Origin of the sequence: Flavobacterium geliluteum (assembly GCF_017948595.1) — a bacterium.
GTDB lineage: Bacteria > Bacteroidota > Bacteroidia > Flavobacteriales > Flavobacteriaceae > Flavobacterium > Flavobacterium flavipigmentatum.
In genome coordinates, this window is sequence record NZ_JAGFBV010000025.1 from 1 (window position 1) to 24,987 (window position 24,987).

A 24,987-nucleotide genomic window follows, 5' to 3' on the forward strand; every position below is an offset into this window, starting at 1 on the left:
GTAGTCTACTAGTATCTCAGGCAGTAACAACTTAAGGATATCGATAAAAGAATCTTGCATTAGGGTATAATTTGAAAATACAAATATCTAGATTTTAATATTTCCCCACAACAATATGTGTTGATCCCAAGAAAGACGTTATTTAAAACGTACGCAAAAGGACTACAGCATGTCTTTAAAATTAGAAATCGTTCAAGAAATAGAACAAGGACAGCTTACCGTTACTCAGGCAACAAAGAATTACGGTATCCAATGTAGAAAGACAGTTGTACAATGGTTGCGAAAATTTGGTAACTTTGATTGGGAGAACCAAATTCCTTTAAAGATGGAAAAAACACCCGAACAAAAGATTATGGAGCTTGAAGTCCAGGTCAAGCTTTTAGAGAAACAAAAGGCATTCTTGGAGCGACAGGCTTTTGTTGCAGACAAAAAAGCTATCTTGTTTGACATGATGATTGATTTAGCAGAAAAAGAATATCAAATCGATATCCGAAAAAACTCTGTACCCGAACAATCGATTATTTCAAAACAAAAGAGCAACAAACAATAGCATTTACCTGTTATTTGTTCGGGATAGACAGACAGGTTTATTATCGAAGAATTCGAAGAAAAATAGTTAAACAAGACAAAGCAGAACAGGTTGTTTTGTTGGTTGATTCTTTGCGAAAAACAATGCCTAGAATAGGCACTAGAAAACTATATTATCTTTTGGGGGAGCAACTCCAATTAATGAAAATAGGAAGGGATAAATTCTTCGATATACTAAGAGCTAATCATTTGTTAATACAACCCAAACGGTCTTATCAGATAACAACCAACTCACATCATCGCTTTAGAAAACACGAAAATCTAATTTTAGATTTAGAAATAAACAGACCAGAACAAGTATGGGTATCTGATATTACATACATTGGAAAAAGAGACAACCCTTGTTATTTAAGTTTAGTTACTGATGCGTATTCAAAGAAGATAATGGGCTACTTTGTGGCTAACAATTTAAATACCCGAAGTAGTATAATGGCTTTAAAAATGGCTCTTAAACAAAGAAAGTATTCTCATTTACAATTGATACATCATTCGGATAGAGGAATTCAATATTGTGCCAATGAATATCAAGAAGAACTTATTAAAAACAAGCTCTCATGCAGTATGACACAAAATTCAGATCCTTATGAAAATGCTATTGCAGAAAGAATAAATGGAATTTTAAAACAAGAATTTAACATTGACAAATACAATCAAGGAGCAAAAATAACAAATCAAATTATCAAAGAATCAGTTACTATTTATAATGAAATTAGACCCTCTTATTCAAATTATATGTTGACGCCAAACCAAATGCATTCTCAAAACAAAACTAAGATGAGAATCTATAAAACAAAAAACAGTAGTAAAAACGTTTTTACTACTGTTTAATATTTAATTTTATCTAATAATATGTGTCACTTTTTTAGGACGAGACAAAAAAATCTCAAAATTTAATAAATCAATACCAAAAATTGTAGGGATTCTTAAAAGTGCGTTAAGGATGGAAGCGGCATCCTTTTGCGATCATTCATACTCTGTCATAACCAAAACCTCCCTTCGCAAAAGATATAGCGGACAGCCTGACCCATAGGGAAACGCCATAAATAGTAAATACGGAAGTCTTTGGTTATCTAACACCTCTGAATTTTGGTCTGAATGCTTTTATTTTAGCATTGAATGATTCTTGCAGAAGCATTAGTACTTCTGTTGTCAAAATAATTTAATATGGTTTGATAATGATTCATAATGGTACGAGAGATTGTACCGAAAGACTTAAACCCGGATTGATCTACTTTTTCAGGATCAAGACGAAAAAAACTTCAATAAAATGAGGACAACTTGTTTAGGAAATGTTATCTGGGTTGAAATGATTTGATACTTTTGTGATAAAGAAATTGTATATGACCGAATTGTTATCCTTTATTAACTCTTTACAAAAATTGGATAATGAAACTGAACTGGCTGTTCGTAGTTATTTTGTAGAAAAGAGATTTAAGAAGAATGAATTCATTATCAAGGAAGGTTTAATCTGCACTAATGTTTATTTTATTCAATCTGGTGTGGTTCGCAGATTTTGTTTAGAGGATGGAATGGAGGTTACAAAATGGATTTATACAGATCATCAGTTTATTACTTCATTAAGTAGTTTTTTTGAGCAACGACCTTCGTTTGAAATTTTCCAAGCTTGTGAGGACACGATTGTGTATTCGTTGTCTTATGCAGATGAACAGATTTTGCTAGAATATCCTTTGTTTTCAAAATTTCATGTTAAACAACTTAGAATGTATCTTTCTAAAATAAATGAATTTCATCATAATTTTAGATTGATGAGTGCTCATGAAAAATATATATTTCTTCTCAAATCATTTCCAGAAATTATTAAACGAGCCAAGTTAAAACATATCGCATCCTTAATTGGCGTTAGTCCTGAAACTCTAAGCAGGATTAGAACTTCAATTATTTGACTTTAGGTCAATAAAACAAAAAATTATTTTCCCCACTTTTGTATTTAAATTTAGTAATTGTGAAAGTTAGTATAGTGGGAAAAAAAGCCAGGATCGGAAAGAATGTACAAATTGGTAATTTTGTGACAATTGAAAATGAAGTTGTAATTGGTGACAATACTTGGATTGGGAATAATGTTAGCATTCTAAATGGTACAAGTATAGGGGAACGTTGTCAAATTCATTCTGGAGCAGTTTTGGGAGGAAATCCGCAAGATTTGAAGTATAATAACGAACCAACTTTATTAATAATAGGAAACGACAATATTATTCGCGAATCTGTTACTGTTAATAAAGGCACATTGTCCAAAGGCAAAACGGAGATAGGAAATAATAATCTTATTATGGGAAATGCTCATATTGGGCATGATTGCCTTATTGGAAATAATTGCATAGTAGGTTTTGGCCTAGGTATAGCAGGTGAGGTTGTTATTGATGATTGGGTAAATATTGGTGGTTTGGCCGCTATTCATCAATTTTCTGTTCTTGGTATACACAGTATGATTGGCGGTATGAGTCGGGTGGTAAAAGATGTTCCTCCCTATGTATTGGTTGGTCGTGAACCATTGACCTATGTTGGACTGAATAGGGTTGGCTTGAAAAGAAGAGGTTTTAAGCCTGAAAAAATAAACGAGTTGAAAGAGATTTATCGTATTGTTTTTCAAAAAAATAAAAACACGACTCTTGCTTTGGAGTTTATAGAAAACAATTTTGAGCCATTTTTAGAGCGAGACATTATTATAGATTTTATTAGGAAATCAGTGCGTGGAATTGTGAAAGGCTCGAAAGAATAGAATTTGAAGTTTTTGGAGGGTTGTTAAAAATAATTAATAAATCATTTGAAAAATAATCAATAGAATAACTTCAGAGAGATACTTGTCTTTCAATTTGAAAAAATTTAATCTATTGTAGTACTAATATTTCTTTTATTCGCTTAAAAAACTAGCTTACTATAGGGTCAGTCATAAAAAATAGACCTTTATGCAGTTTTATTGATCTACTTAAAAGTCTGTAATACTTATGGTTGAATAAAAAAGTTGAAGAATAGATAAAAAGCTATCAAGTTTAATAATTGAAGATTTCTTCTCTTATTATCGAATTATTTTTACATAAGCGCTATAGACATTATCTTTGATGGAGGTTCGGAGATAAACTTCGTTTTCGTCTTTTGTTTTAAAATCAAATTGAATTAATGCAGCATCAGAATAGTAAAACAAAGAATCATCATCTGGAAATTCGAGGTTTGAAATAGGCATTGTTGTTAGTTTTGTTTCAAGTGCTATTTCGCCATTAGTAATGTCTAATTGAAAAAGTTTTCCCTTACGGGTATATCCAAAAATATTATCACTTTCTTCAATAATGTATTCGATATTATCCTCTTTAAAATCTGTTTTCCATATTCGGGTTCCTGTTTTTGAATCAACAGCATATACAGAAGAAACTTCTGAACCTTGTGCTGCAAAATATAGTTTTTTGTCTTTACAAAAGATACGCTCTTTGATATTAAATTGATTTTCATCTAATTTAAATTGCCATAGTATATCTGGTGTATTCGGACTTAAAGCAAAAACAATATCTTTTTCATTGGCTATAAATATATTTTCGCCGTCTGTTACAGGTTTTCCGTGTATAGGTTCCTCAAAAGTTTTTTGGTAAAGAAGTTTTCCTGTATTTGCATCAAAACTATAGAAATTAGATCCGCTTTGAGCAAAAATTTTATTATCAAAAAACAGAACCGGAATATCGTTATTTGTCGAATCTAGTTTATAATTCCAAAGTAAACTACCGTCTTTTATATTGAGGGCGTAAATATTTTGATTTTGAGCAGTTATAAACAGTTTCCCATCATTTATGACAGGAATCTGATCCTTTAGTACAATTTGATCTGTACTATTGCCTAATCTGGATTTCCAAAAAACAGCACCGGTTTGGTTGTCAATTGCAAAAATTTCACCGTTAATAAATGGGACGTATATGACTCCATCATGGAGTGTAACTTTATTGGCGCACATTTCAGTGTAGGCATCTGTAGCTTTTACAGTCCAGCTAATTTGTTCCGATTCTAAATCAAAAGAAAACAGAGATCCATCGTAGTCATAAATCAAAATTAATGCGGTATCTAACGGCACTTTTTTAAGCGGATTTATGGATTTATTAGTGACCATATCACTTACGGTTAAAACGGTATTGTTAGAATAATTGGTTTTGTCGGGTATTGAAGTGGTTGGCGTTTGCCCAAAAATAGTTATAACTGTAAATACAAGTAAAATAGTTATTAGTTTTTGTTTCATTTTTAAAATTTTGGTTTTAAAATTTGATTTCTTTTTTTACTTCTATGAAATTGTTCTTTCAAAGTAACGGAGAGAAGCATCTTTTGTTGTAACTTTTTTGATTATACTGTTGCCATATTCACATTAGTTTTTTCTGATAAAGATCTTTTTTTATATCAATAGACTTAATAATGTTATTACATTTAACTCTTTGTTAGAATTATTTGGAATGAAAATATAATTATTTATTGTTAAAGAGATGGATTAAGTATAGTTCAAAATATACAAATTCAGGATATTGAAGTCAATAAAAAAGCCAATGTCTGGATCAAATATAATGAAAAATTATTAGAGCGTTTTAGAAGTTATAAGTTCTTTGTGTTTTGAATTTGGATGCAAAAAAAAGAATTGGTAAAAAAGAAATTTCAATCTGTCCTCGCAACAGTGAATTACAAGAAAGCACAAAAAAAACTCCTTAATTTCTTAAGGAGTTTTTTGGTGGGCGATGAGGGGTTCGAACCCCCGACCCCCTCGGTGTAAACGAGGTGCTCTGAACCAGCTGAGCTAATCGCCCTGTTTTATTAGGTTGCTATCATTTGATGATTGCGTGTGCAAATATACGCTAGTTTTTCAGTTGTGCAAAGGAAATTCATTAAAAATTTAAACTTTTTTTACGAATATTTATATCTTGCTGGTGCTGAATTTATTATGACTTGCGAGTTTTTTGCTTTTAAAAGAAAATCTATCACAAAGGTAATTCTGCAACCACAAAGGTGCTTCCGCCAACATAAATAAAATCGTTTTGGATTGCATTTTTCTTCGCTTCTAGAAAAGCTGCTGAAACAGAACTATATTTTTTTCCAATTAATTGATGTTTTATTGCTGCTTCTTGCAGAATTTGTGTGTCTAAACCCCTTGCAGAATCGGGTTTGCAGAAATAATAACATGCTTTTTTAGGAAAAAGCGGTAAAATAGCTTCTAAATCTTTATCATTTACGACTCCTAAAACAATATGCAGGTTTTCGAAAATTTCGTTCTCAATCTGAGACATCACAATGGCTAAGCCGTGTTTGTTATGTGCGGTGTCGCAAATTATTTTTGGATCTTCGCCCAATTGCTGCCATCTTCCTTGCAATCCAGTATTTTTTACGACTTTCGATAAACCAGATTTTAGATTTTCGTCTGAAATTTTAAATTCTTTTTGTGAATTTAAAACTGCAACAGTTTGCTGAACTGTTTTTTTATTATGAAATTGATAATCACCTAATAGATCTGACGGAAGAACTGTGGTAATAAGATCTGAAGCAAAATAAATAGGGGCTTTGTTTGCCTCGGCTTTAGCCAAAAATACAGGCTGTGTTTCTGTAGTATATTCTCCAATAACAACAGGAACATTTGGTTTTATAATTCCTGCTTTTTCACCAGCAATTGCTGCCAGCGTGTTTCCTAAAAATTGGGTGTGATCCAAATCGATGTTGGTAATCACAGAAACTAATGGCGTGATAATGTTGGTAGCGTCCAATCTTCCGCCAAGACCTACTTCGATAACAGCAATGTCTACTTTTTCTGCTACAAAATAATCAAAGGCCAAGCCAACCGACATCTCGAAAAAACTCAAATCATTTGCTTCAAAAAAATCTTTATGTTGCGCAATGAAACTACAAACAAAATCTTCGGAGATTTCTTCTCCGTTAATTTTAATTCTTTCGCGAAAGTCTTTAAGATGCGGCGAAGTATACAACCCTACTTTAAATCCGGCTTCTTGCAAAACCGAAGCCAGCATGTGCGATGTAGAACCTTTGCCGTTAGTTCCTGCGACATGAATGCATTTTAACTTATTTTGTGGATTATCAAGATGTGTCGCCAACAATTTGATGTTGGTTAAATCTTCTTTGTACGCAGAAGCGCCCTGCAATTGGTACATTGGCAACTGATTAAACATCCAGTTGGTGGTTTCTTGATAGTTCATTTATTTTGGATAAAATGGTTCTTGATTGAAATAATTTTCGATTTTTTTAGTTTTATATTACAGCGAAAATTATCTTTAGTGCAAAATTGAAATATTTTTTAGAATTAATTATTAAAAACACGAATTAAAATATGTTTAGCCTCATTCAATTACAAACTGATACCATTGCAAACGCCGCTTCTAATGTAGTTATCGAAAAAATTGCTCCCAATACAGAGATTTCTGTTTTAGGATTTATCTTAAAAGGAGGTTTTTTTCTTATTCCAATTGCGATTTTATTGTTTTATACTTTTTATGTCATTATAGAGCGTTACTTATACATTAGTAAAGCTTCTAAAATTGATGCCAGATTGATGCAGGATGTTGGAGATAAATTAAATTCTGGTAATATAGAATTGGCGAGAACAATTGTTGAAAGAAGCGATACTGCGGCTGGAAAAATTTTGAAAGAAGGTGTTTTGGTTATTGGAAGGCCGATTGCTGAAATTGAGTCGAATATGGATCGTGCCGCCGATATTGAAATTGGTGAAATGGAAAGACGTTTAGGCCATCTTGGACTGATCGCGGGGATTGCACCAACTCTTGGTTTTGTTGGTACTATTTCTGGGGTTATCAAAATCTTTTACAGCATCTCGATTACAGAAAATATCAGTATTGGAAATATTTCGGGAGGTTTGTACGAAAAAATGATTAGTAGTGGTGCAGGACTTATTGTCGGAATTATAGCCTACAGTGCCTACCACTTATTAAACGGTAAAATTGATGATTTTGCTTTAAAAATTCAGAAGCAAATATTAGAATTTGTGAATATAATTCAAAGAGCATAAGGTATGTCTATCAAAAGAAAAAGAAGGTTTCATGCCGAAGTGGCGACTTCATCCTTGAGCGATATTATGTTTTTCTTGTTGTTGTTTTTCTTAATTATTTCAACACTTGCAAATCCTAATGTAATCAAAATGACTTTGCCAAAAGCAAAAGCCAACGAAAAAACCAACAAACAACTGATCAGTTTATCTGTTACAGAAGATAAAAAATTCTACATTGACAAAGAAGCTGTTGACTTCGAAAATCTTGAAACTACGTTAATGTCAAAAATTGGCGACAATAAAGAGCAAACAGTTGTAGTAAGAATTCCGTTTAATCTGCAAGTACAGGATTTAGTAGATGTGCTGCAAATTGGTGTGAAGAACAATCTAAAGTTTGTAATTGCTACGAGTCCGAAGTAATTATAATTACTTGCATTTTGTGTCTTTGCGAGGAACGAAGCAATCTCATATAGAGGAGGGAGTTAACATAGATTTCTTTTGTTAAGGAGATTGCTTCGTTCCTCGCAAAGACTCCATTAATAAAATCTATATAAAAAAGGCTTTCTGAACTATTTCAGAAAGCCTTTTTTATTAGTCGCTTTATATTTTTTAGTTCAAACTAAAATTATAAACAATTTTCCCAACTTGTTTTGCAGCGGCATTACTATCAGGTGACCATTTGGTATTCATTGCGGCAATTTTCGCCTGTTCAAGTAGGCAACTTGCTGTATTTGTGGTTCCTTTTATTCCAGGAGTCGCACTAATCGTTCTTCCGTTTTGATCAACAGTTACTTCTACAACAACTTTTCCGGCTTCATCACAAGTATATTTTGGGGCAGGTTTAGAAAGTGCTTTTCGGTTTCCTAAAGAATATCCTGAGCCGCCACCTGAACCTCCGCCACTTCCGGCTCCGTAACCGCTTCCTGTACCAATACCATTTCCGGTTCCGTTGCCTCCTCCGGTTCCGCCACCTGAGCCACCTGTACCATAATAACCATTAGATCCTAGACTTCCGGTTGCTTTTCCTTTGTTTCCAGCTGCTTTATCATCGCCGTCACCGCCTTTGTTTGATCCTTTTAAAATACTGGATAAGGCATCGTTGGTAGAATTAGAAACTTTTGGTTTCTGAGGAACGGGTTTTGCTTCTGGTTTAACGACTGGAGTATTTTTTTTAGGTTTTTCTTTTACCGGAATTACCACACTTTCTTCTGTAGCTGTTTCCTGTGATAGAATGGCTTCATCCGGAGTTGCTTTTGCGGGAGTAGGTTTGGCTTCGTTTTTTACATCCAAAACTTCACTTTTATAATTGGCACCAGAACCTAAGTCGCTATCACCAAAATTAATTGTTACCCCGCCGCCGCCGCCTCCAGCAGCAAGAGCTACGTTGTTTTCGGGATTATATGGAGGCCAAAAGCGCAACAGGAACATAAGTAAAAGTAACATACCGAAGATAATAGTTGACATAATTAGAGATTTCTTCTTGTCTGATAAAGATGATTTTAGGATAAATCCAAAAAGTATTTCTAAAGCCCAAACAGTTCTTGATACAGCACCCATTATTTGTAATTTATTAATATGTTGTTACAACGTTTAAAAGTACTAAAAATTGTTTAGAATCAAAGGCGTGTCTTAATTTTATGGAAGTAGTTTTTAGCACGCAGATTCTACAGATTGAGCATATTTTTTCTCTTATCTTTTAAAAAGTATCTGTACAAAGCTGGTTCAATCCATTTAAATCAGTATGAAAATTTATACACAAAACTTGGAATATTCCAAAACCTAATTGAAAAAAAAACGAGCTAAATAAATTTAGCCCGTTTAGAATAGAGTAAAAAAAATTACACTAATTGTTTCAACGCAATTTCAAATGCTGTTGCGCTGATATTTGTTTTTGATGGATTCAAAGCATGTGCTTTTACAATCGCATTTTTGATGATTTCTGAAGTATCATGAAAAATAGCTTCATCGGTCATTTGTACTTTTTTCTCCATAAAATAAGCAAAAACTCTCGCCATTCCGCAGTTCGAAATAAAATCCGGAATCAAACTTACTTTGCTGTCAACTTGTTCCATGATAGAGCCAAAGAAAATTTCTTTATCAGCAAAAGGCACATTTGCCCCACAGGAAATAACTTCCAATCCGTTAGCAATTAAACCATCAATCTGATTTTGTGTTACCAATCTTGAAGCCGCACAAGGCGTGAAAATTTCTGCGCCAATTGTCCAGATTTTAGCATTGATTTCCTCAAACGGAATCATATTATCGGCTACCAATTTGTTTCCGTCTTTGTTTAAAAATAAAGTTCTGATTTCTTCAAAAGAAAAACCTTCTTCATTTATCAATCCGCCATCGCGGTCAATAATTCCGATTACTTTTGCACCCATATCGGCCAGGTAAAAAGCAGCTGCAGAACCCACATTACCAAAACCTTGCACGATTGCTTTTTTGCCTTTTATATCACCACCGTAAGTAGCATAAAAATGGCGAACAGCTTCGGCAACACCAAAACCAGTAATCATATCGGCAACGGTGTATTTTTGTGTAACATCCGGCGAGAATTTTGGGTTTTCGATCACTTTTATAACACCCTGACGCAATTGTCCTATTCTATTGATTTTGTCGGCTTCTGTGGGTCTAAAATGCCCGTTGAAAACACCTTCTTGAGGATGCCAAACGCCACATTCTTCTGTCATCGGAATTACCTCATGAATTTCATCAACATTTAAATCTCCGCCTGTTCCGTAGTAACTTTTTAACAAAGGAGAAACGGCTTTGTACCAACGTTGCAAAACACCTTTTTTACGAGGATCGTTTGGATCAAAATTAATTCCAGATTTGGCACCTCCAATCGCAGGTCCAGAAACAGAAAATTTCACTTCCATCGTTTTTGCCAGAGACAAAACTTCGTTCATATCTAAGCCTTTTCTCATTCTGGTTCCTCCACCAGCGGCTCCTCCGCGAAGTGAGTTAATCACTGTCCATCCTTCAGCTTCTGTTTCAGAATCTTTCCAGTTAAAAACAATTTCAGGTGCTTTATTTTCAAATTGCTGTAATAAATCTTTCATTTTGTTGAGATATGTTTATTTTTAGCAAATATATAGAATTGATTAATGCGAATACTCTATTGATGCAGAAATCTGAAAATGGTTTTTAAATTAGTTGTTTTTACCTAACAATTCATTTTTTAAATCTTTGTCTACTGGGTTTTCTGAAAGCCAAATACCAAAAAATGCTTTTTTAAATTCGAAACTTTCAATTTTACCTTCGTATTTATCATTTTTATAAATCCATAATGATCTGTCCAAAGGATTGTAAATTAAGTTAAAACTGTCTCCTGCTTTCGTAATTTCTCTACCTATTAAGTTTTCTAATTCTTGTACTTCCTTAGTTAATTTTAGAATTCCAACTTCCCCAACAGACTTTTCCATTCCTTTTGCCAATGCTTTTGATAGCTTTTTTGATGTAACAAGTGATGATGTTATCTGAATTCGGATAGCCATCTCGATATCACTTTCCAAAATAAGATTCGCATCCTGAGTCAATTGTGATAAATATAAAGCTTGTACATATAATTCTGTAAACATTTTAGAGCGTTCTCCAACACCATTTAAGGTCAGGGTCTTTCCCTTAAAATCAATAGTTCTTGGTACAGTAACTCCGCCTACTTCTAATTTAGTTTGTGCTGAGACTGTCGAAAATTGTGAACTAAAAATGAATGCTAATACTAATAAAATCTTTTTCATACGTTGTCAATAATTTATTTTTTTTGGCAAAAATAATGTAATTTATAATTTTTGGCTATTTAAAGTTAATATTTTTTTATAATGAATTGCTATTTCTTTTATTTGTAGGATATTCATAATCAAAATAGTAGGAGTTTTTTTATCTACATATACGCAGTTTTTTGCTTTTTGGTTTTTTTGAGATTATAATAATTTGCTTATTTTTTAAATTTTATTTTTGTTTGATAATTTTACTCTTAAAATTTGAAGAAAATGCTGGAAATTTCATTTTCGATAGTTGAAAATTCAACAGAATCACGAAAACGTTATCGTGATTAAGGATAATATCTTAAAATTGTATGCACGCATTGTTAATTCGTATTTAAAATTTATCTTTGGAAGCCTTTATTCAAAAAAAAGAGGCTTCGATAAAATAAAAAACCAAAAACATACAATATGAATTTTAATCTAACCGAAGAACATTTGATGATTCAGCAAGCAGCAAGAGATTTTGCTCAAAACGAATTATTAGAAGGTGTCATAGAGCGCGATGAAAAACAAATTTTTCCAGCGGAACAAATAAAAAAAATGGGACAATTAGGTTTCATGGGAATGATGGTTGATCCTAAATATGGAGGAAGCGGTTTAGATACTATTTCGTATGTAATTGCCATGGAAGAAATCTCTAAAGTAGATGCTTCTGCCTCTGTGGTGATGTCGGTAAACAATTCATTGGTTTGCTGGGGATTACAGGAATTTGGTACAGAAGAACAAAAACAAAAATATTTGCCAGGTTTGGCTTCAGGAGAAATTCACGGTGCTTTTTGTTTGAGTGAGCCCGAAGCCGGAAGCGATGCGACTTCGCAAAAAACAACGGCCATTGATATGGGGGATCATTATTTGGTAAACGGAACAAAAAACTGGATCACCAACGGTAATACTGCCTCTGTTTATTTGGTTATTGCACAAACGCATGCTGAAAAAAAACATAAAGGAATCAATGCTTTGATTATGACCAAAGATATGCCTGGTTTTTCTGTTGGGCCTAAAGAACAAAAAATGGGTATTCGTGGTTCAGACACACATTCTTTGATGTTTAATGATGTAAAAGTACCAAAGGAAAACAGAATTGGTGAAGACGGTTTTGGTTTTAAATTTGCCATGAAAACACTTGCCGGCGGTCGTATTGGTATTGCAGCTCAAGCTTTAGGGATTGCTTCTGGTGCTTATGAGTTGGCTTTGAAATATTCTAAAGAACGTAAAGCCTTTGGAACAGAAATTTGTAACCATCAGGCTATCGCTTTCAAATTGGCAGATATGGCGGTAAATATTGAGGCAGCTCGTCATCTTTGTATGAAGGCCGCTTGGGACAAAGATCAACACAATAACTATGATGTAAGTGGTGCAATGGCAAAATTATTTGCCTCTCAGGTAGCTATGGATACAGCGGTAGAAGCTGTACAAATACACGGAGGAAATGGTTACGTAAAAGAATATCACGTAGAGCGTTTTATGCGCGATGCCAAAATTACTCAGATTTACGAAGGAACTTCAGAAATTCAGAAAATTGTAATTTCACGAGCTGTGATTGCAGGATAATTTTCTTTCTACATAAAATTTTAAAACCCTTTTCTAGCTATTTTTTGGCTTCAAAAGGGTTTTTATTTTTTCGTTAAAATTAGTTACATTTACCTAAAGCAACTTCCTATGTACGAAGATTTAAAATATTGGTACCTGCGCGACCACAAATTATTTAGAACATTAAGCTTTTCTCAGATCAGGCAATTGTGCATTATTACCGGTTTTAAAACAGCTTCAAAAGGAGAGATTATTTATTTTTCATCTTCGGATGTGCCTCGTATTTTTTTACTTAAAAAAGGAAATATTAAAATTGTCGCTGTCGATGAAGATGGTAACGAAACCATAAAAGACATTATCCAGAAAGGAGATTTGTTTGGCGAACTCACTTTAGAAACAGACGAAAAAGTAGAAGAATACGCCAAAGTCTTGTCGGATGACGTGTCTATTTGTAGTTTTCTAATGTCTGATTTTGAAGATTTATTACTCAAAAATCCCACACTGGCTTTGTCGTACACCAAGTTTGTAGGTCTGAAAATGAAGCGCATCAAAAATAGTTACAGCAATCTTATTTCTAAAGATGCCAAAACACGATTGTATCAGTTTCTAAAGGATTGGGCGGCTAGCGAAGGGGTGCATAATAGTGATGATAACTCGGTTAAGATTTTAAATTATTTAACCCAAAATGATATTGCTCAAATTATTTGTACGTCCCGACAAACTGCGACACAATTGCTAAATGAGATGGAGGCCAACCAAATTTTGATCTACAATCGCAAGGAGATTTTGATTCAGGATATCACTAAATTATGATATTTTGGTCGAACTGTAAATTAGCCGACATTTGGTTTTGTGATGCTGAAGTAGTTTTGTAAAGTAAAAATATAAAACTATGAAAAAGATAATTTGTGTTGTCTTAACAACAATTGCTTCGTTTGCAAATGCGCAAAGCATACTTCCGAAATCGGCGACCGAAATCGCTCCGTTATTAATAGGAGAAAAAATACCCGATGTTATTCTAAAATCATCTGATAATGTAACGGTGCCAATTAAATCGTTATTAAAAAAGAAAAAAACAGTTCTCGTTTTTTATCGCGGCGGCTGGTGTCCTTACTGCAACATGCATTTGTCTGCTTTGGCTGAGGCCGAAGAGCAAATTCTTGGTTTGGGATATCAAATTATTGCGATAAGTCCTGATGCTCCCGAAAATCTGAAGCTTACCGAGGAAAAAGATAAGATAAAATATACTTTACTTTCGGATTCGAGAGGCGAATTGGCAAAGGCTGTGGGGATTTCTTTTGAAGCTCCGGAAAACTATAAATCAATAATTAACGTAAATTCTAAAGGAGAAAACAAGGAGTTTTTGCCAGTTCCATCGATTTTTGTTTTGAATACAGATAATGAAATCGAGTTCGAATTTATAACTCCCGACTTTAAACATAGAATTACAACAGAGCTGTTAATCGCCGTTTTGAAAACCTTAAAATAACATAACATGAAAAAGTTACTAGTTTTTGTATGGTTTTTAATCTCTGTTGCAACATTTGCTCAAAACGATTCAAAACGGATTAGTCAGTATAATTTAGAAAAAAAAGTAGCGATTCAGGGTTACGATCCGGTAGCTTATTTTAAACAAGCAAAAGCAATTAAAGGAAAAAAAGAAGTGAGCGTTTCTTATCAGGGAGTTATTTATCAATTTTCGTCAAGCGAAAATAAAGATGTGTTCTTAAAAAATCCTTCAAAATACGAACCTCAATATGGTGGATGGTGTGCGTACGCTTTGGGAAGTTCTGGTGAGAAAGTAGAGATTAATCCGGAAACTTTCAAAATTATAGATGGTAAATTGTATTTGTTTTACAATGCTTATTTCAGTAACACATTGAAAAGCTGGAATAAAGACGAAACAAATCTCAGGTTGAAAGCAGACTTAAATTGGAAGAAAATCTATAATTAGAATGATGAAAAAAATAATATTACAATGGATTTTAAGGTTTTTTACAGCCGTAATTTTATTGCAAACGTTGTACTTTAAATTTAGTGGAGCCGAAGAAAGTATTTATATTTTTTCGACTCTCGGAATCGAACCTTACGGAAGAATTGGTTCTGGAATTGCAGAAGCGATTGTTTCGATTTTGTTAGTAATTCCAAGAACAACATGGCTGGGAGCTTTGGGTGGAATCGCGGTAATGAGTGGAGCTATTTTATCACACTTATTTGTTCTGGGAATAACCGTTCAGAATGACGGTGGCCTTCTGTTTTTGCTTGCTGTTCTGGTATTATTGTCTTGTTTGGCTTTGCTTTATTTGGATAAAGAGAAATTTTTGAACGTTTTAAAACTAAATAAATATGTTAATTAAATCGATACACCGCAGTTTAGACAAATTAACTGGTTTACTGAATCAGTTGTCTGAAAACGAATATTCAAATTCCTGCCCGGCATTAAGCAACGCCAGTATTGGGGAGCATACACGGCATATTCTTGAAATGTTTCAATGTCTTGAAAATAGTTACGAACTGGGTATTCTGAATTATGACAACAGAGAACGCAGTAAACGTATTCAAACCGATACGGCATTTGCAATACAAACGATTTTGGAAATAAAAAACGGACTGAAACCCGATAACAAAATCATCTACCTAGAACAAATAATTGACGGATTGAATCTGCGTATTCAAAGTAATTATTACAGAGAGTTATTGTACAATTTAGAGCATTGCATTCACCATCAGGCTTTGATAAAAGTGGCTGTTTTACAGTGTGAAAATGTGTTGATAGATGAAAATTTTGGCGTTGCAGGCTCAACAATAGAATATAGAAAACAATGTGTACAGTAAGTTTTATCAATACCGATAAAGAAATCATTATTACATCAAATCGTGATGAAAAGGTGCTGCGACCAAGTGCAATTCCGCCCAGAAATTATGTCAAAAACGGAAAGAATATTATTTTTCCAAAAGATAAAAAAGCAGGAGGAACCTGGTTTGCAGTAGATGCAGAAGGAACAATTTTGGTGTTACTCAATGGTGCTTTAGAAAAACATGAAGTACAATTGCCTTACCGAAAAAGCAGAGGATTGATAGTGCTCGACATGATAAGCCACGAATCTCCAAAGGAATTCTGGAAGGAAATTGATTTGCAGAATATCGAACCTTTTACGCTGGTTTTATATCAAAATAAAAAATTACACGAACTCATTTGGAATGGCATCAGCAAACAAACCAATTTGCTCGAGGTAACCAAAAATCATATTTGGTCGTCGGTGACTTTGTATCCAGAGGCAATTCGAAAAGAAAGAAAGAACTGGTTTTATGATTTTTTAGAAACCAAAAGTGAAATTTCTGCTCTGGAAATGTTAGATTTTCATCGGTACACGGAGGAAAATAATTCAGAAAACGGATTGGTTATCAACAGAAACAATCAGATGAAAACGCTTAGTATCACGCAGACGATCATCAGAAAAAATAAAGGCGTAATTGGGTATCATGATTTACAAAGCCACGAAGAATTTTATACTTCGTTTATCAGTATTTAAAAACAATAAGGATGAAATTATTTTTTCATAAAATTACCAATTGGGAGTATTGGCCGTTTCAGGTCTTGTATTTTCCTATTTATTTTCTCTGGGGGTATTATGCCATCAGAGCAAAGTCGATTTTTTTCTTTAATGCTTCCAATCCAACTATAAAAAACGGAGGCTTTATGATGGAAAGCAAAAAAGCAATTTACGATTTGTTACCCAAGAAATATTATCCCAAAACAATCTTGATACGAGAACAAACAGATTTGTCTCAAATTGTAAATAAAGTAGTTGAACAAGAAATTTGTTTTCCGCTAATAGTAAAGCCAGATATTGGTTTGCGTGGTTCGGGAGTTAAGAAAATCAAGACCATTTCTGAGTTGAAAATATATGTTGAAAAAGCAAATTTTGATTTTCTGGTACAGGATTTAATTCCGTATCAAAACGAAGTGGGTATTTTTTATGTACGTCATCCGCATGAAAAAGAAGGAAGAATAACAGGAATTGTAGCCAAAGAATTCTTGATTGTCAAAGGTGATGGAGTTTCATCGATAGAAGATTTGATTAGGAAGACGCCACGATTTATGTTGCAATGGGATAATTTGCAGGAAGAATATGGTGATGGCTTAAAAAGGGTTCTGACTAAAGAGGAGGAAATAAATCTCGTTCCTTTTGGTAATCATGCCAGAGGAGCGAAGTTTCTGGATGCGAGCAATTTGATTTCTGAAAAATTAACACAGACAATCAACGAAGTTTCTGCTCAGATTCCTGAATTTTATTTTGGAAGATTTGATATTATGTACAATTCTATCGAAGAATTAGAACGTGGTGAAAATTTTCAAATAGTAGAACTTAATGGTGCTGCCAGTGAACCCACTCATATTTACGATCCAAAACACTCTGTTTGGTTTGCCTGGAAAGAGTTGGCGCGCCACATTACATACATGTACGAGATTAGTGTAGCCAACCATAAAAGAGGATTTCCTTATTTGACACATAAAGTTGGAATGCATCAATATCGCTTGCACTTGGCTCAAAACAATAAAATTTTAAATTTTTGAATTTTTTGAAAAAGGTAAAAAATATAGCCATTGGATTTTTAGTGAGTTTCCTCGGGTCTATTCCGTTGGGTTATTTAAACGTGGTTGGTCTTGAAATTTACTCAAAATCAGGTTTTAATAATTTGACACTATTTTTATTTGGGGTTGTTTTTATAGAAGCTTTCGTAATTTATTTTACATTAATGTTTGCAAAAAAATTAGTGAACAATAAAAAATTAATGAAGGTAATTGACTTATTTGCCATTGTTTTTATGTTTGTTCTGGCTTATTTTTTTTATTCGAATGCCCGTCAAACGCCAAATTCCACATTCAATTCCAATCAATATTTAATGTTTTCGCCTTTTATAATAGGGGTAATTTTAAATTGCATTAATTTTCTGCAAGTTCCTTTCTGGACGAGCTGGAATTTATATCTCATTAACGGAAAGTACATAGCTATCGAAAATAAATTAAAATATTATTATCTTGCAGGAACTTTGATGGGTGTTTTTTTAGGAATGTTAAGCTTGATTGTTGTTTTGCAAACATTTTTTCAAAAGTACACATCTTTTTCAAAGTATGTAATGCCTGTTTTTATTCCACTATTTTTTATTGTTTTAGGAAGTGTTCAGGTGTTTAAAGTGTATAAAAAATATTTCAAACCGTCTGTTTTAGAAGGCTGACTTCTAAATCTAATTCATTTTTTCATGAAAAAGTCATGCTTTTTACTTTCGTTTGTTTTCTTAATCTGTTTCTCAAATTTAACTGTTCAAGCTCAAAAATCTGAAGCTTTTACCCACAAAGTAAAAGAAGAAGATGTAGCTGCAACCTTAAAATATCTTTCATCAGATGAATTAGAAGGTCGCGAAACCGGAACTGCCGGAATAGAAAAAGCAGCTGTGTTTTTAGAACTGTTTTTAAAAAATAATAATATAAAGCCGTATTTTGCTTCTTACCGCGATACCCTTTCAAACTTTGATGCGCCTGCTTATAATATTGTTGGGTATTTAGAAGGAACTGATCCTAAACTTAAAAAAGAGTTTATAGTTTTAAGTGCGCACTACGATCATATCGGACTTGAGAAAAACAAGCAAGGCGATATTATAAACAACGGAGCTAATGACGATGCTTCGGGTGTTACAGCCGTTGCCGAAATGGCAAAATATTTTAGCAAAACAAAATCGAATAAACGAAGCATTCTTTTTGCTTTTTTTGCTGGTGAAGAAAAAGGTTTATTAGGTTCTCAAAGTTTAGTCCAAAAACTGAAAGCGAAAAATTTTAATTTATACGCACAACTTAATATCGAAATGATAGGTGTGCCCATGAAAAGAGATTATCTGGCGTATATAACAGGTTTTGATAAGTCGAATATGGCCGGTAAAATAAACGAATACACGGGTAAAAAGACAATTGGGTTTTTGCCAAAAGAAGCCGAATATGAATTGTTTTATCGCTCTGATAATTTTTCTTTTTACGATGTTTTCAAAAAACCTTGTCAATCGATAAGTACTTTCGATTTTGAGAATTTCGAATTTTATCATCATGTTTCAGACGACTTCAAAGCAATGGATATTCCGCACATGACCCATTTTATACAAGAATTATTGCCTGCGATAACACAAATGGCAACGACACCAACAGAAGAAATTACCATGACCAAATAGTCGCTCTTTTTAAGGGATTTGCTTATTTTTGCTGCATGAAAAATATTATTGTTACAGGAACAAGTAGAGGAATTGGATACGAATTAGCATTGCAATTTGCAAATGCGGGTCATCAGGTTTTGGCTATTTCGAGAAAAATACCTCAGGCACTTCTAGAAAACGAAAACATTACGTGCCTATCTATTGATTTATCAGACGAATCTGCTCTGGCAGTTGTGGATGATTTTCTTTCTAAAACTTGGAAAAAAGTAGATGCCGTTGTTCATAATGCCGGCGCCTTATTACTAAAACCTTTTGCTGAAACGACTCAGGCAGATTTTGAAAGTATTTACAAAGTGAATGTTTTTGCAGTTGCAAATCTTACCAGAATTTGTTTACCGTACCTTCAAAAAGGAAGTCACGTAGTCACCATTAGTTCTATTGGTGGCGTGAGAGGAAGTCTTAAATTTCCTGGTTTAGCAGCTTATAGCTCTAGCAAAGGAGCGGTGATTACTCTTTCTGAATTATTAGCAGAAGAATACAAAGAGCAAGGAATTGCATTTAACGTTCTGGCCTTGGGTGCTGTTCAGACTGAAATGTTGGAAGATGCTTTTCCGGGTTATCAAGCGCCTATTTCTGCTCAAGGAATGGCTAATTATGTTTATGATTTTACGCTTAACGGAAATAAATATTTTAACGGAAAAGTATTGGAAGTTTCTTCTACGAATCCATAGATAAATTTCAATTTTAGAAAAAAACTTTTAACCTCTCACAAATAACTTTTAACTAAAAAATTGAGCGATACTTTAGCCAAATATTTACCTGAACACGCAGTAAAGCCTGTTTTTGATTTGATTGTAGCCAATCAGGTGCACCTAAAAATCGTAAATGAACGCCAAACGCGTCATGGCGATTACAGGCGCGGGCATACGGGTAAACATGAAATTACAGTGAACTCAAGTTTAAATAAATATCGTTTTTTGATTACATTGATTCATGAGATCGCACATTTGGTGGCTTTCGAAAAATTTGGTCGAAATATAAAACCTCACGGAAATGAGTGGAAATATACGTTTCAACGGATCATGGTACCGTTTATTCGTCCCGAGATTTTTCCAGGACAGTTGTTGCCGCTTTTAGCGAGGCATTTTAAGAGCCCAACTGCAAGTAGTGATACAGATACAACCCTGTCTCTCGCTTTGAAGCAATACGATCAGGATAATGATAAAAATTATGTTTTTGAAATTCCGTACGGAAGTATTTTTAGAATTAAAAACGGGAAAATTTTTAAAAAAATAGCGGTACGTACCAAACGATTTGAATGTTTAGAAATTAGTTCTGGTAAAACGTATCTTTTTAATCCAAATGCTGAGGTAGAACTTTTACCGAATCATTAGTTTTTATAAATTCAATTTAAAAAAGATATTCTAATAAAAAATCCAAATTCTATATCGCGATGCGGTTAGAATTTGGATTTTTATATTTTAAAAAAAATTATTCTTTCAAATAGGCTTCTCTTACTTTTTTGAATAAATTAGAGGAATAAACAAATTTTACGATGGCTTCATTATCGGTTCTAAAAATTTCTTCTTTAGTTCCCTGCCAGGCTTTTACTCCTTTTTTTAGAAACAAAATATTTTCTCCGATTTCCATCACCGAGTTCATATCATGTGTATTTATGACGGTGGTAATATTGTATTCTTCCGTGATTTCTTTAATCAAATTATCAATTATAGTTGAGGTATTTGGATCTAAACCTGAGTTAGGTTCGTCACAAAACAAATATTTTGGGTTGTTGACAATCGCACGGGCAATGGCTACACGTTTTTGCATACCTCCTGAAATTTCCGACGGTAATTTTTTATGTGCATCAATAAGATTGACTCTTTCAAGAACAAAATCTACGCGTTCTTTAATTTTTGCTCTGTTGTCGTGGGTGAACATTTTAAGAGGAAAAGCGACATTTTCTTCAACTGTCATCGAATCGAATAAAGCACTTCCCTGAAAAACCATCCCAATTTCGGTTCGTAATTCTCGTTTTTCGTCTGAGTCTAATTCAGAATAGATACGTCCATCAAACGAAATAGTACCAACATCTGGCGAGTGAATTCCTAATAAGCTTTTTAGCAAAACTGTTTTTCCAGAGCCACTTTGACCGATAATAAGGTTGGTTTTTCCAGTTTCAAAAACTGTCGAAACTCCTTTTAGAACTCTACTGTCGCCAAACGATTTTTCTAAATTTTTTACTTCTATCATGATCCTAGTAGCAATTGTGTTAGTATATAATTAAAAAGAATGATGCAAACAGAGGTCCAAACAAACGAAACCGTACTTGCCTTTCCTACTTCAAGTGCGCCACCTTTCATATAATAACCATGAAAAGAAGGGATGGTTGCCAATAACATTGCAAAAATTAAGGTTTTGATAAAAGCGTATACAATATGAAAAGGAATAAACTCCATTTGTGCTCCGTTGATAAATTCTACACTGGTCGTAAAACCACCGTAAACACCAGCAAGCCAACCACCAAAAATACCTAAAAACATACTGATTCCTATTACAAAGGGATACAAAAACAAAGCAATAATTTTTGGAAAAACCAAGTAATTAAGCGAGTTGACACCCATTACTTCGAGCGCATCAATTTGCTCTGTAACGCGCATCGTGCCAATACTAGAGGTGATAAATGAACCCATTTTTCCGGCCATAATAACCGATATAAAAGTAGGCGCAAATTCTAGAATCACCGATTGGCGTGTGGCAAAACCAATTAAATATTTTGGAATTAAAGGATTGGTAAGGTTTAATGCTGTTTGAATTGCTACAACTCCTCCTACGAAGAAAGAAATAAAACAAACGATACCCAGAGAGTCGATAATCAAATCATCGATTTCTTTGAAAATTAATTGTCGCATAACGGACCATTTGGTCTGTTTATTGAAAATTTCCTTGAGCATTAAAAAATATCTTCCTATTTGAGATAAGTAACGAATGAGCATCATAGTTTTACAAATATTGGCTAAGGTAAAAAGAAGTTATGAGTTATGGGTTATGACTTTAGGCTTTTTAGGCTAAAAAAGCTTTTGTTTCATTTTCTGAAAACGATAATTTCTAATAAATTTAGCTTGTTCGGGTGTTACCAATAATGGTGTTTTTGCGGTTTTTGCTTTCCAGAAACCTTTTATATAATCAAAAAAGAGCAGTGGTTTTTTCTTCATCATCGCCAATTTTGCAGATGCAATGGCTGTAATCCAAAAACCATATCCTAATGTAAAAAAAGCTTCTCCTTGTTTGTAACGTGCTGTTTTGTTGTAGTTTGCGCCAGTTGGTTTCAGGTGTTTTACATGTAAGCTCGTATCGGTAACTATTTTCCAACCATAATATTTACAGAGTAATTCATCAACGGTGTCCCAGCCCATAGCAGGTTTTAAACCTCCAATTTGTTGGTAAGTTTCTTTTCGATAGGCTTTTAATGCCCCGCGAATATGATCCTTATCGGTTAGGTTTTCCAGAACCCAGTCACCATTTTTTTCAATGTAACAAAATCCTCCCGCCATTCCGATTTTTGAATCAGATTGAAAATGTTTGATGATAGTTTCAAAATAATTAGAAGGAAAAATTAAATCGCCGTCTATTTTTACAAGAATATCATAATCGTTATCCAAAGTTTCAAAACCTTTCTGAAACGCCTGAATTACTTTGCTTCCCGGCATGTGTATGGCATCCGAAGTTTTGTTTACAATAGAAATAAACGGATTTTTTTGGGCGAATTCTAAAACAATTTCTTGAGTTTTATCTGTTGAATTATCATTGACAACGACAATTTTTGTTGGTAAAACGGTTTGAGAAATCAATGATTCTAAAGTAAGACCAATCAAATCTTGTTCGTTATGCGCAGGAATGACGATATAATATTTCATTTAAAATATTTTTGAATGAAGATTTACGATTCTTGATTTTAGATTTTTTACATCCATTATCACTCTCATAAATTAGCATTCGTTACTTTACAATTTTAAATTTTGATTTTTTCTGCATAAACAATATAATACCTGTTGGTAAAACTTCTTAAAAGCGGACGAATGCCAAATTTTTTTACAGGATTGGTCCATTTTTGTCTGTCTATGATTTTCCAGCCCGTTTTTTCTAAAAGCCAATCCAGCTGCCAATCTTCAAATTCATGGTAGTGCCTGTCCCACATGTCTGTTTTACTGCGATAAGCAGGAGAAAACCACAAACGCATCGGGATAGAAATAAAAAGTTTGTCTGATTTAATTTCGCTTAAAATGGTAAACGGATTCAATAAATGTTCGAAGATTTCGAAAGCAGTTACCACATCTTGTTTTTCGGTTTGAAAAACACTTTGGTCTAAATCCAGATCTTCACCGCTGGTGTTTTTTACGGTGAAACCTGCTTCTTTCATGATTTTAGAAAACGGATTTTCTACACCTAAGTCTAGAATGCTCTGGGAAGTTTGGATGTGCTTTTGTAAAAATTCTAGAGTAAGCTTGAATCTTTTATTCGGAAACGTTTTTTCGTACATTTTTTATTTTTTAACGGCAAAGGCGCAAAGATACAAAGATATCTTCTTTTTTTGATTTTTTTTAATAGGGATGAAAATGAAAAGTCCAGATTTAAAATTAAATTTTTAAATCTGGACTTTAAACGATATGATAAACTTCTAAATTTCTCGGGTTACAATGATTTAGTAGCGATAAACAAATGCATTAACATTCATTCCTGCTCCAACCGAAGCAAAAATTACTACATCACCTTTATTGATTTCGTGATTTTCTAATTTTCCTTGTATTAAAAGATCAAAAAGAGTAGGAACTGTTGCTACGCTGCTGTTCCCAAGATCATGAATGCTCATCGGCATAATGTTTTCAGGAGCAATTTTGTCGTATAATTTATAAAAACGGGTTATAATGGCTTCGTCCATTTTTTCATTGGCCTGATGAATCAGTATTTTCTTTACCTCATCAATCGCAATGCCACTTTTGTCCAAGCACTCTTTCATTGCACATGGTACTTGGCTTAAAGCAAATTCATAAATTTTACGACCGTACATTTTGATGTATTTAATGTCCGGGTCTAAATCTGGATTGTATGATTTTCCGAAGTATAAATAATTGGCTTCGTCGGTGGCAAAAGTGGCACTTTCATAAGATAACAAACCGGCTTCATCATTTGAGGCTTCTAAAATTGAAGCTCCTGCACCATCAGAATAAATCATAGAATCACGGTCATGTTCGTCAACTACTCTAGAAAGTGTTTCTGCGCCAATTACCAAACAACGTTTTGCCATGCCAGATTTAATAAAAGCGTTGGCTTGCAACACACCTTCAATCCATCCAGGACAACCAAAAAGAATATCGTAAGCAACACATTTTGGGTTTTGGATCCCTAATTTGTGCTTTACGCGAGTGGCTAAACTAGGAATCATATCTGATTGATTGGTTCCTAATTTTACGTCTCCAAAATTATGGGCAAAAATAATATAATCGATAGATTCTTTGTCAATTTTAGCGTTTTCAATGGCTCTTTCAGCTGCAAAAAAAGCTAAGTCTGATGAGGTTTGATGATCTTCGGCGTAGCGACGATTTTCTATTCCGGTAATTCCTTTGAATTTTTTTATTACAACTTCGTTTGGGTAGCCAAAAGGAGTTCCGTCATCATTTAAAAAAACATGCTTGTCAAAATCAGTATTGCGTACTTCTTTATTAGGAATGTAACTTCCTATACCTATTATTTTTATTTTCATTATTCCTTTATTATCCGATAAATTTAGGGCTAAATTATAAATAAAATTATGATAACTATCATAAAAAATACTATGCATGCATATAATTATGGAATAATAATTATTTATGGAATTTATTGTTTATTTTTTAAAGATTTTTCAGTTTT

29 protein-coding genes and 1 tRNA gene are annotated in these 24,987 nt (G+C 33.6%); 18 read left to right on the forward strand and 12 right to left on the reverse strand.

Annotated features, from left to right (window positions below; translation table 11 throughout):
• Positions 1–169 precede the first annotated feature (169 nt).
• The gene (locus J3495_RS14470) at positions 170–550 is read left to right on the forward strand and encodes a helix-turn-helix domain-containing protein (protein WP_210667252.1); all 381 of its coding nucleotides are present in this window, start codon (positions 170–172) and stop codon (positions 548–550) included.
• Positions 551–564: 14 nt separating this feature from the next.
• The gene (locus J3495_RS14475; protein WP_210667253.1) at positions 565–1,416 is read left to right on the forward strand and encodes an IS3 family transposase; all 852 of its coding nucleotides are present in this window, start codon (positions 565–567) and stop codon (positions 1,414–1,416) included.
• 278 nt (positions 1,417–1,694) lie between these two features.
• Here J3495_RS14475 and J3495_RS19550 read toward each other — a convergent pair whose 3' ends face one another.
• Positions 1,695–1,787: a hypothetical protein gene (locus tag J3495_RS19550; protein ID WP_449536207.1), complete on the reverse strand. Its 93-nt coding sequence runs from the start codon at positions 1,785–1,787 to the stop codon at positions 1,695–1,697.
• Between the two features lie 180 nt (positions 1,788–1,967).
• On the opposite strand from J3495_RS19550, the gene J3495_RS14485 reads away from it, so the two are divergent.
• Together J3495_RS14485 and lpxA are read left to right on the forward strand one after the other, a co-directional pair.
• Positions 1,968–2,492 carry a Crp/Fnr family transcriptional regulator gene (locus tag J3495_RS14485; RefSeq protein ID WP_236025474.1) on the forward strand — a complete coding sequence of 175 codons (525 nt, stop codon included), beginning with the start codon at positions 1,968–1,970 and terminating at the stop codon, positions 2,490–2,492.
• Positions 2,493–2,551: 59 nt separating this feature from the next.
• A complete protein-coding gene (gene lpxA, locus J3495_RS14490) occupies positions 2,552–3,325 on the forward strand; it encodes an acyl-ACP--UDP-N-acetylglucosamine O-acyltransferase (RefSeq protein WP_210667255.1) in 774 nt (257 codons plus the stop codon).
• A gap of 297 nt (positions 3,326–3,622) precedes the next feature.
• Here the strand turns inward: lpxA and J3495_RS14495 are convergent, their stop codons facing one another.
• The 3 genes from J3495_RS14495 to J3495_RS14505 all read right to left on the reverse strand — a co-directional run bounded on the left by J3495_RS14495 (position 3,623) and on the right by J3495_RS14505 (position 6,770).
• The gene (locus tag J3495_RS14495) at positions 3,623–4,822 is read right to left on the reverse strand and encodes an outer membrane protein assembly factor BamB family protein (RefSeq protein ID WP_210667256.1); all 1,200 of its coding nucleotides are present in this window, start codon (positions 4,820–4,822) and stop codon (positions 3,623–3,625) included.
• 475 nt (positions 4,823–5,297) lie between these two features.
• Positions 5,298–5,375, reverse strand: a tRNA-Val gene (locus tag J3495_RS14500).
• 171 nt (positions 5,376–5,546) lie between these two features.
• On the reverse strand, positions 5,547–6,770 hold the full coding sequence (locus J3495_RS14505; protein ID WP_210667257.1) for a bifunctional folylpolyglutamate synthase/dihydrofolate synthase: 1,224 nt from the start codon (positions 6,768–6,770) through the stop codon (positions 5,547–5,549).
• Positions 6,771–6,901: 131 nt separating this feature from the next.
• Between J3495_RS14505 and J3495_RS14510 the strand changes: the two genes are divergently transcribed.
• Positions 6,902–7,597, forward strand: coding sequence for a MotA/TolQ/ExbB proton channel family protein (locus J3495_RS14510; RefSeq protein ID WP_210667258.1), 696 nt, complete (start codon positions 6,902–6,904; stop codon positions 7,595–7,597).
• Positions 7,598–7,600: 3 nt separating this feature from the next.
• Positions 7,601–7,996, forward strand: coding sequence for an ExbD/TolR family protein (locus tag J3495_RS14515; RefSeq protein WP_210667259.1), 396 nt, complete (start codon positions 7,601–7,603; stop codon positions 7,994–7,996).
• 189 nt (positions 7,997–8,185) lie between these two features.
• Here J3495_RS14515 and J3495_RS14520 read toward each other — a convergent pair whose 3' ends face one another.
• The 3 genes from J3495_RS14520 to J3495_RS14530 all read right to left on the reverse strand — a co-directional run bounded on the left by J3495_RS14520 (position 8,186) and on the right by J3495_RS14530 (position 11,319).
• Positions 8,186–9,040 (reverse strand): energy transducer TonB, encoded by an 855-nt coding sequence (locus J3495_RS14520; RefSeq protein WP_210667318.1) that lies wholly within the window; start codon positions 9,038–9,040, stop codon positions 8,186–8,188.
• Positions 9,041–9,414: 374 nt separating this feature from the next.
• Positions 9,415–10,641, reverse strand: coding sequence for a Glu/Leu/Phe/Val dehydrogenase dimerization domain-containing protein (locus J3495_RS14525; protein WP_210667260.1), 1,227 nt, complete (start codon positions 10,639–10,641; stop codon positions 9,415–9,417).
• 90 nt (positions 10,642–10,731) lie between these two features.
• Positions 10,732–11,319: a chalcone isomerase family protein gene (locus J3495_RS14530; RefSeq protein WP_210667261.1), complete on the reverse strand. Its 588-nt coding sequence runs from the start codon at positions 11,317–11,319 to the stop codon at positions 10,732–10,734.
• Positions 11,320–11,754: 435 nt separating this feature from the next.
• On the opposite strand from J3495_RS14530, the gene J3495_RS14535 reads away from it, so the two are divergent.
• The 12 genes from J3495_RS14535 (at position 11,755) to J3495_RS14590 (ending at position 20,474) form a co-directional block, all read left to right on the forward strand.
• A complete protein-coding gene (locus J3495_RS14535; RefSeq protein WP_210667262.1) occupies positions 11,755–12,897 on the forward strand; it encodes an acyl-CoA dehydrogenase family protein in 1,143 nt (380 codons plus the stop codon).
• Between the two features lie 108 nt (positions 12,898–13,005).
• Positions 13,006–13,689, forward strand: coding sequence for a Crp/Fnr family transcriptional regulator (locus J3495_RS14540; protein WP_210667263.1), 684 nt, complete (start codon positions 13,006–13,008; stop codon positions 13,687–13,689).
• Positions 13,690–13,768: 79 nt separating this feature from the next.
• The gene (locus J3495_RS14545) at positions 13,769–14,365 is read left to right on the forward strand and encodes a peroxiredoxin-like family protein (protein WP_210667264.1); all 597 of its coding nucleotides are present in this window, start codon (positions 13,769–13,771) and stop codon (positions 14,363–14,365) included.
• 6 nt (positions 14,366–14,371) lie between these two features.
• A complete protein-coding gene (locus J3495_RS14550) occupies positions 14,372–14,830 on the forward strand; it encodes a YHS domain-containing (seleno)protein (protein ID WP_210667265.1) in 459 nt (152 codons plus the stop codon).
• A 1-nt stretch (position 14,831) separates the two neighbouring features.
• Complete coding sequence (locus J3495_RS14555; RefSeq protein ID WP_317192643.1) at positions 14,832–15,233, forward strand: DoxX family membrane protein; 402 nt, start codon at positions 14,832–14,834, stop codon at positions 15,231–15,233.
• A complete protein-coding gene (locus tag J3495_RS14560) occupies positions 15,223–15,711 on the forward strand; it encodes a DinB family protein (RefSeq protein ID WP_210667266.1) in 489 nt (162 codons plus the stop codon). The genes J3495_RS14555 and J3495_RS14560 overlap by 11 nt, the downstream gene beginning before the upstream one ends.
• A complete protein-coding gene (locus tag J3495_RS14565; RefSeq protein WP_210667267.1) occupies positions 15,699–16,409 on the forward strand; it encodes an NRDE family protein in 711 nt (236 codons plus the stop codon). The genes J3495_RS14560 and J3495_RS14565 overlap by 13 nt, the downstream gene beginning before the upstream one ends.
• A gap of 11 nt (positions 16,410–16,420) precedes the next feature.
• A complete protein-coding gene (locus J3495_RS14570; protein ID WP_210667268.1) occupies positions 16,421–17,455 on the forward strand; it encodes an ATP-grasp domain-containing protein in 1,035 nt (344 codons plus the stop codon).
• A 5-nt stretch (positions 17,456–17,460) separates the two neighbouring features.
• Positions 17,461–18,117, forward strand: a complete 657-nt coding sequence (locus tag J3495_RS14575) for a hypothetical protein (protein WP_210667269.1) — start codon at positions 17,461–17,463, stop codon at positions 18,115–18,117.
• A gap of 24 nt (positions 18,118–18,141) precedes the next feature.
• On the forward strand, positions 18,142–19,098 hold the full coding sequence (locus J3495_RS14580) for a M20/M25/M40 family metallo-hydrolase (RefSeq protein WP_210667270.1): 957 nt from the start codon (positions 18,142–18,144) through the stop codon (positions 19,096–19,098).
• Between the two features lie 35 nt (positions 19,099–19,133).
• Entirely contained in the window at positions 19,134–19,811 is a 678-nt protein-coding gene (locus J3495_RS14585) for an SDR family NAD(P)-dependent oxidoreductase (protein WP_210667271.1), read from the forward strand.
• A gap of 60 nt (positions 19,812–19,871) precedes the next feature.
• A complete protein-coding gene (locus J3495_RS14590; protein ID WP_210667272.1) occupies positions 19,872–20,474 on the forward strand; it encodes a SprT-like domain-containing protein in 603 nt (200 codons plus the stop codon).
• A 97-nt stretch (positions 20,475–20,571) separates the two neighbouring features.
• On the opposite strand, the gene J3495_RS14595 is transcribed toward J3495_RS14590, so the two are convergent.
• The 5 genes from J3495_RS14595 to J3495_RS14615 form a co-directional block, all read right to left on the reverse strand.
• On the reverse strand, positions 20,572–21,333 hold the full coding sequence (locus tag J3495_RS14595; RefSeq protein ID WP_210667273.1) for an ABC transporter ATP-binding protein: 762 nt from the start codon (positions 21,331–21,333) through the stop codon (positions 20,572–20,574).
• Positions 21,330–22,079, reverse strand: coding sequence for an MlaE family ABC transporter permease (locus J3495_RS14600; RefSeq protein WP_210667274.1), 750 nt, complete (start codon positions 22,077–22,079; stop codon positions 21,330–21,332). The genes J3495_RS14595 and J3495_RS14600 overlap by 4 nt, the downstream gene beginning before the upstream one ends.
• A gap of 69 nt (positions 22,080–22,148) precedes the next feature.
• Positions 22,149–22,997, reverse strand: a complete 849-nt coding sequence (locus tag J3495_RS14605) for a glycosyltransferase (protein ID WP_210667275.1) — start codon at positions 22,995–22,997, stop codon at positions 22,149–22,151.
• Between the two features lie 95 nt (positions 22,998–23,092).
• On the reverse strand, positions 23,093–23,620 hold the full coding sequence (locus J3495_RS14610) for a methyltransferase domain-containing protein (protein ID WP_210667276.1): 528 nt from the start codon (positions 23,618–23,620) through the stop codon (positions 23,093–23,095).
• A 162-nt stretch (positions 23,621–23,782) separates the two neighbouring features.
• Positions 23,783–24,841, reverse strand: a complete 1,059-nt coding sequence (locus tag J3495_RS14615) for a 3-oxoacyl-ACP synthase III family protein (protein WP_210667277.1) — start codon at positions 24,839–24,841, stop codon at positions 23,783–23,785.
• Positions 24,842–24,987: the final 146 nt, after the last annotated feature.

Coding starts and splice junctions, on each gene's coding strand:
- J3495_RS14470 (WP_210667252.1), top strand. CDS start 170: ATGTCTTTAAAATTAGAAATCGTTCAAGAAATAGAACAAGGACAGCTT.
- J3495_RS14495 (WP_210667256.1), bottom strand. CDS start 4,822: ATGAAACAAAAACTAATAACTATTTTACTTGTATTTACAGTTATAACT.
- J3495_RS14505 (WP_210667257.1), bottom strand. CDS start 6,770: ATGAACTATCAAGAAACCACCAACTGGATGTTTAATCAGTTGCCAATG.
- J3495_RS14510 (WP_210667258.1), top strand. CDS start 6,902: ATGTTTAGCCTCATTCAATTACAAACTGATACCATTGCAAACGCCGCT.
- J3495_RS14515 (WP_210667259.1), top strand. CDS start 7,601: ATGTCTATCAAAAGAAAAAGAAGGTTTCATGCCGAAGTGGCGACTTCA.
- J3495_RS14520 (WP_210667318.1), bottom strand. CDS start 9,040: ATGTCAACTATTATCTTCGGTATGTTACTTTTACTTATGTTCCTGTTG.
- J3495_RS14525 (WP_210667260.1), bottom strand. CDS start 10,641: ATGAAAGATTTATTACAGCAATTTGAAAATAAAGCACCTGAAATTGTT.
- J3495_RS14530 (WP_210667261.1), bottom strand. CDS start 11,319: ATGAAAAAGATTTTATTAGTATTAGCATTCATTTTTAGTTCACAATTT.
- J3495_RS14535 (WP_210667262.1), top strand. CDS start 11,755: ATGAATTTTAATCTAACCGAAGAACATTTGATGATTCAGCAAGCAGCA.
- J3495_RS14540 (WP_210667263.1), top strand. CDS start 13,006: ATGTACGAAGATTTAAAATATTGGTACCTGCGCGACCACAAATTATTT.
- J3495_RS14545 (WP_210667264.1), top strand. CDS start 13,769: ATGAAAAAGATAATTTGTGTTGTCTTAACAACAATTGCTTCGTTTGCA.
- J3495_RS14550 (WP_210667265.1), top strand. CDS start 14,372: ATGAAAAAGTTACTAGTTTTTGTATGGTTTTTAATCTCTGTTGCAACA.
- J3495_RS14555 (WP_317192643.1), top strand. CDS start 14,832: ATGATGAAAAAAATAATATTACAATGGATTTTAAGGTTTTTTACAGCC.
- J3495_RS14560 (WP_210667266.1), top strand. CDS start 15,223: ATGTTAATTAAATCGATACACCGCAGTTTAGACAAATTAACTGGTTTA.
- J3495_RS14565 (WP_210667267.1), top strand. CDS start 15,699: ATGTGTACAGTAAGTTTTATCAATACCGATAAAGAAATCATTATTACA.
- J3495_RS14570 (WP_210667268.1), top strand. CDS start 16,421: ATGAAATTATTTTTTCATAAAATTACCAATTGGGAGTATTGGCCGTTT.
- J3495_RS14580 (WP_210667270.1), top strand. CDS start 18,142: ATGAAAAAGTCATGCTTTTTACTTTCGTTTGTTTTCTTAATCTGTTTC.
- J3495_RS14585 (WP_210667271.1), top strand. CDS start 19,134: ATGAAAAATATTATTGTTACAGGAACAAGTAGAGGAATTGGATACGAA.
- J3495_RS14595 (WP_210667273.1), bottom strand. CDS start 21,333: ATGATAGAAGTAAAAAATTTAGAAAAATCGTTTGGCGACAGTAGAGTT.
- J3495_RS14600 (WP_210667274.1), bottom strand. CDS start 22,079: ATGATGCTCATTCGTTACTTATCTCAAATAGGAAGATATTTTTTAATG.
- J3495_RS14605 (WP_210667275.1), bottom strand. CDS start 22,997: ATGAAATATTATATCGTCATTCCTGCGCATAACGAACAAGATTTGATT.
- J3495_RS14610 (WP_210667276.1), bottom strand. CDS start 23,620: ATGTACGAAAAAACGTTTCCGAATAAAAGATTCAAGCTTACTCTAGAA.
- J3495_RS14615 (WP_210667277.1), bottom strand. CDS start 24,841: ATGAAAATAAAAATAATAGGTATAGGAAGTTACATTCCTAATAAAGAA.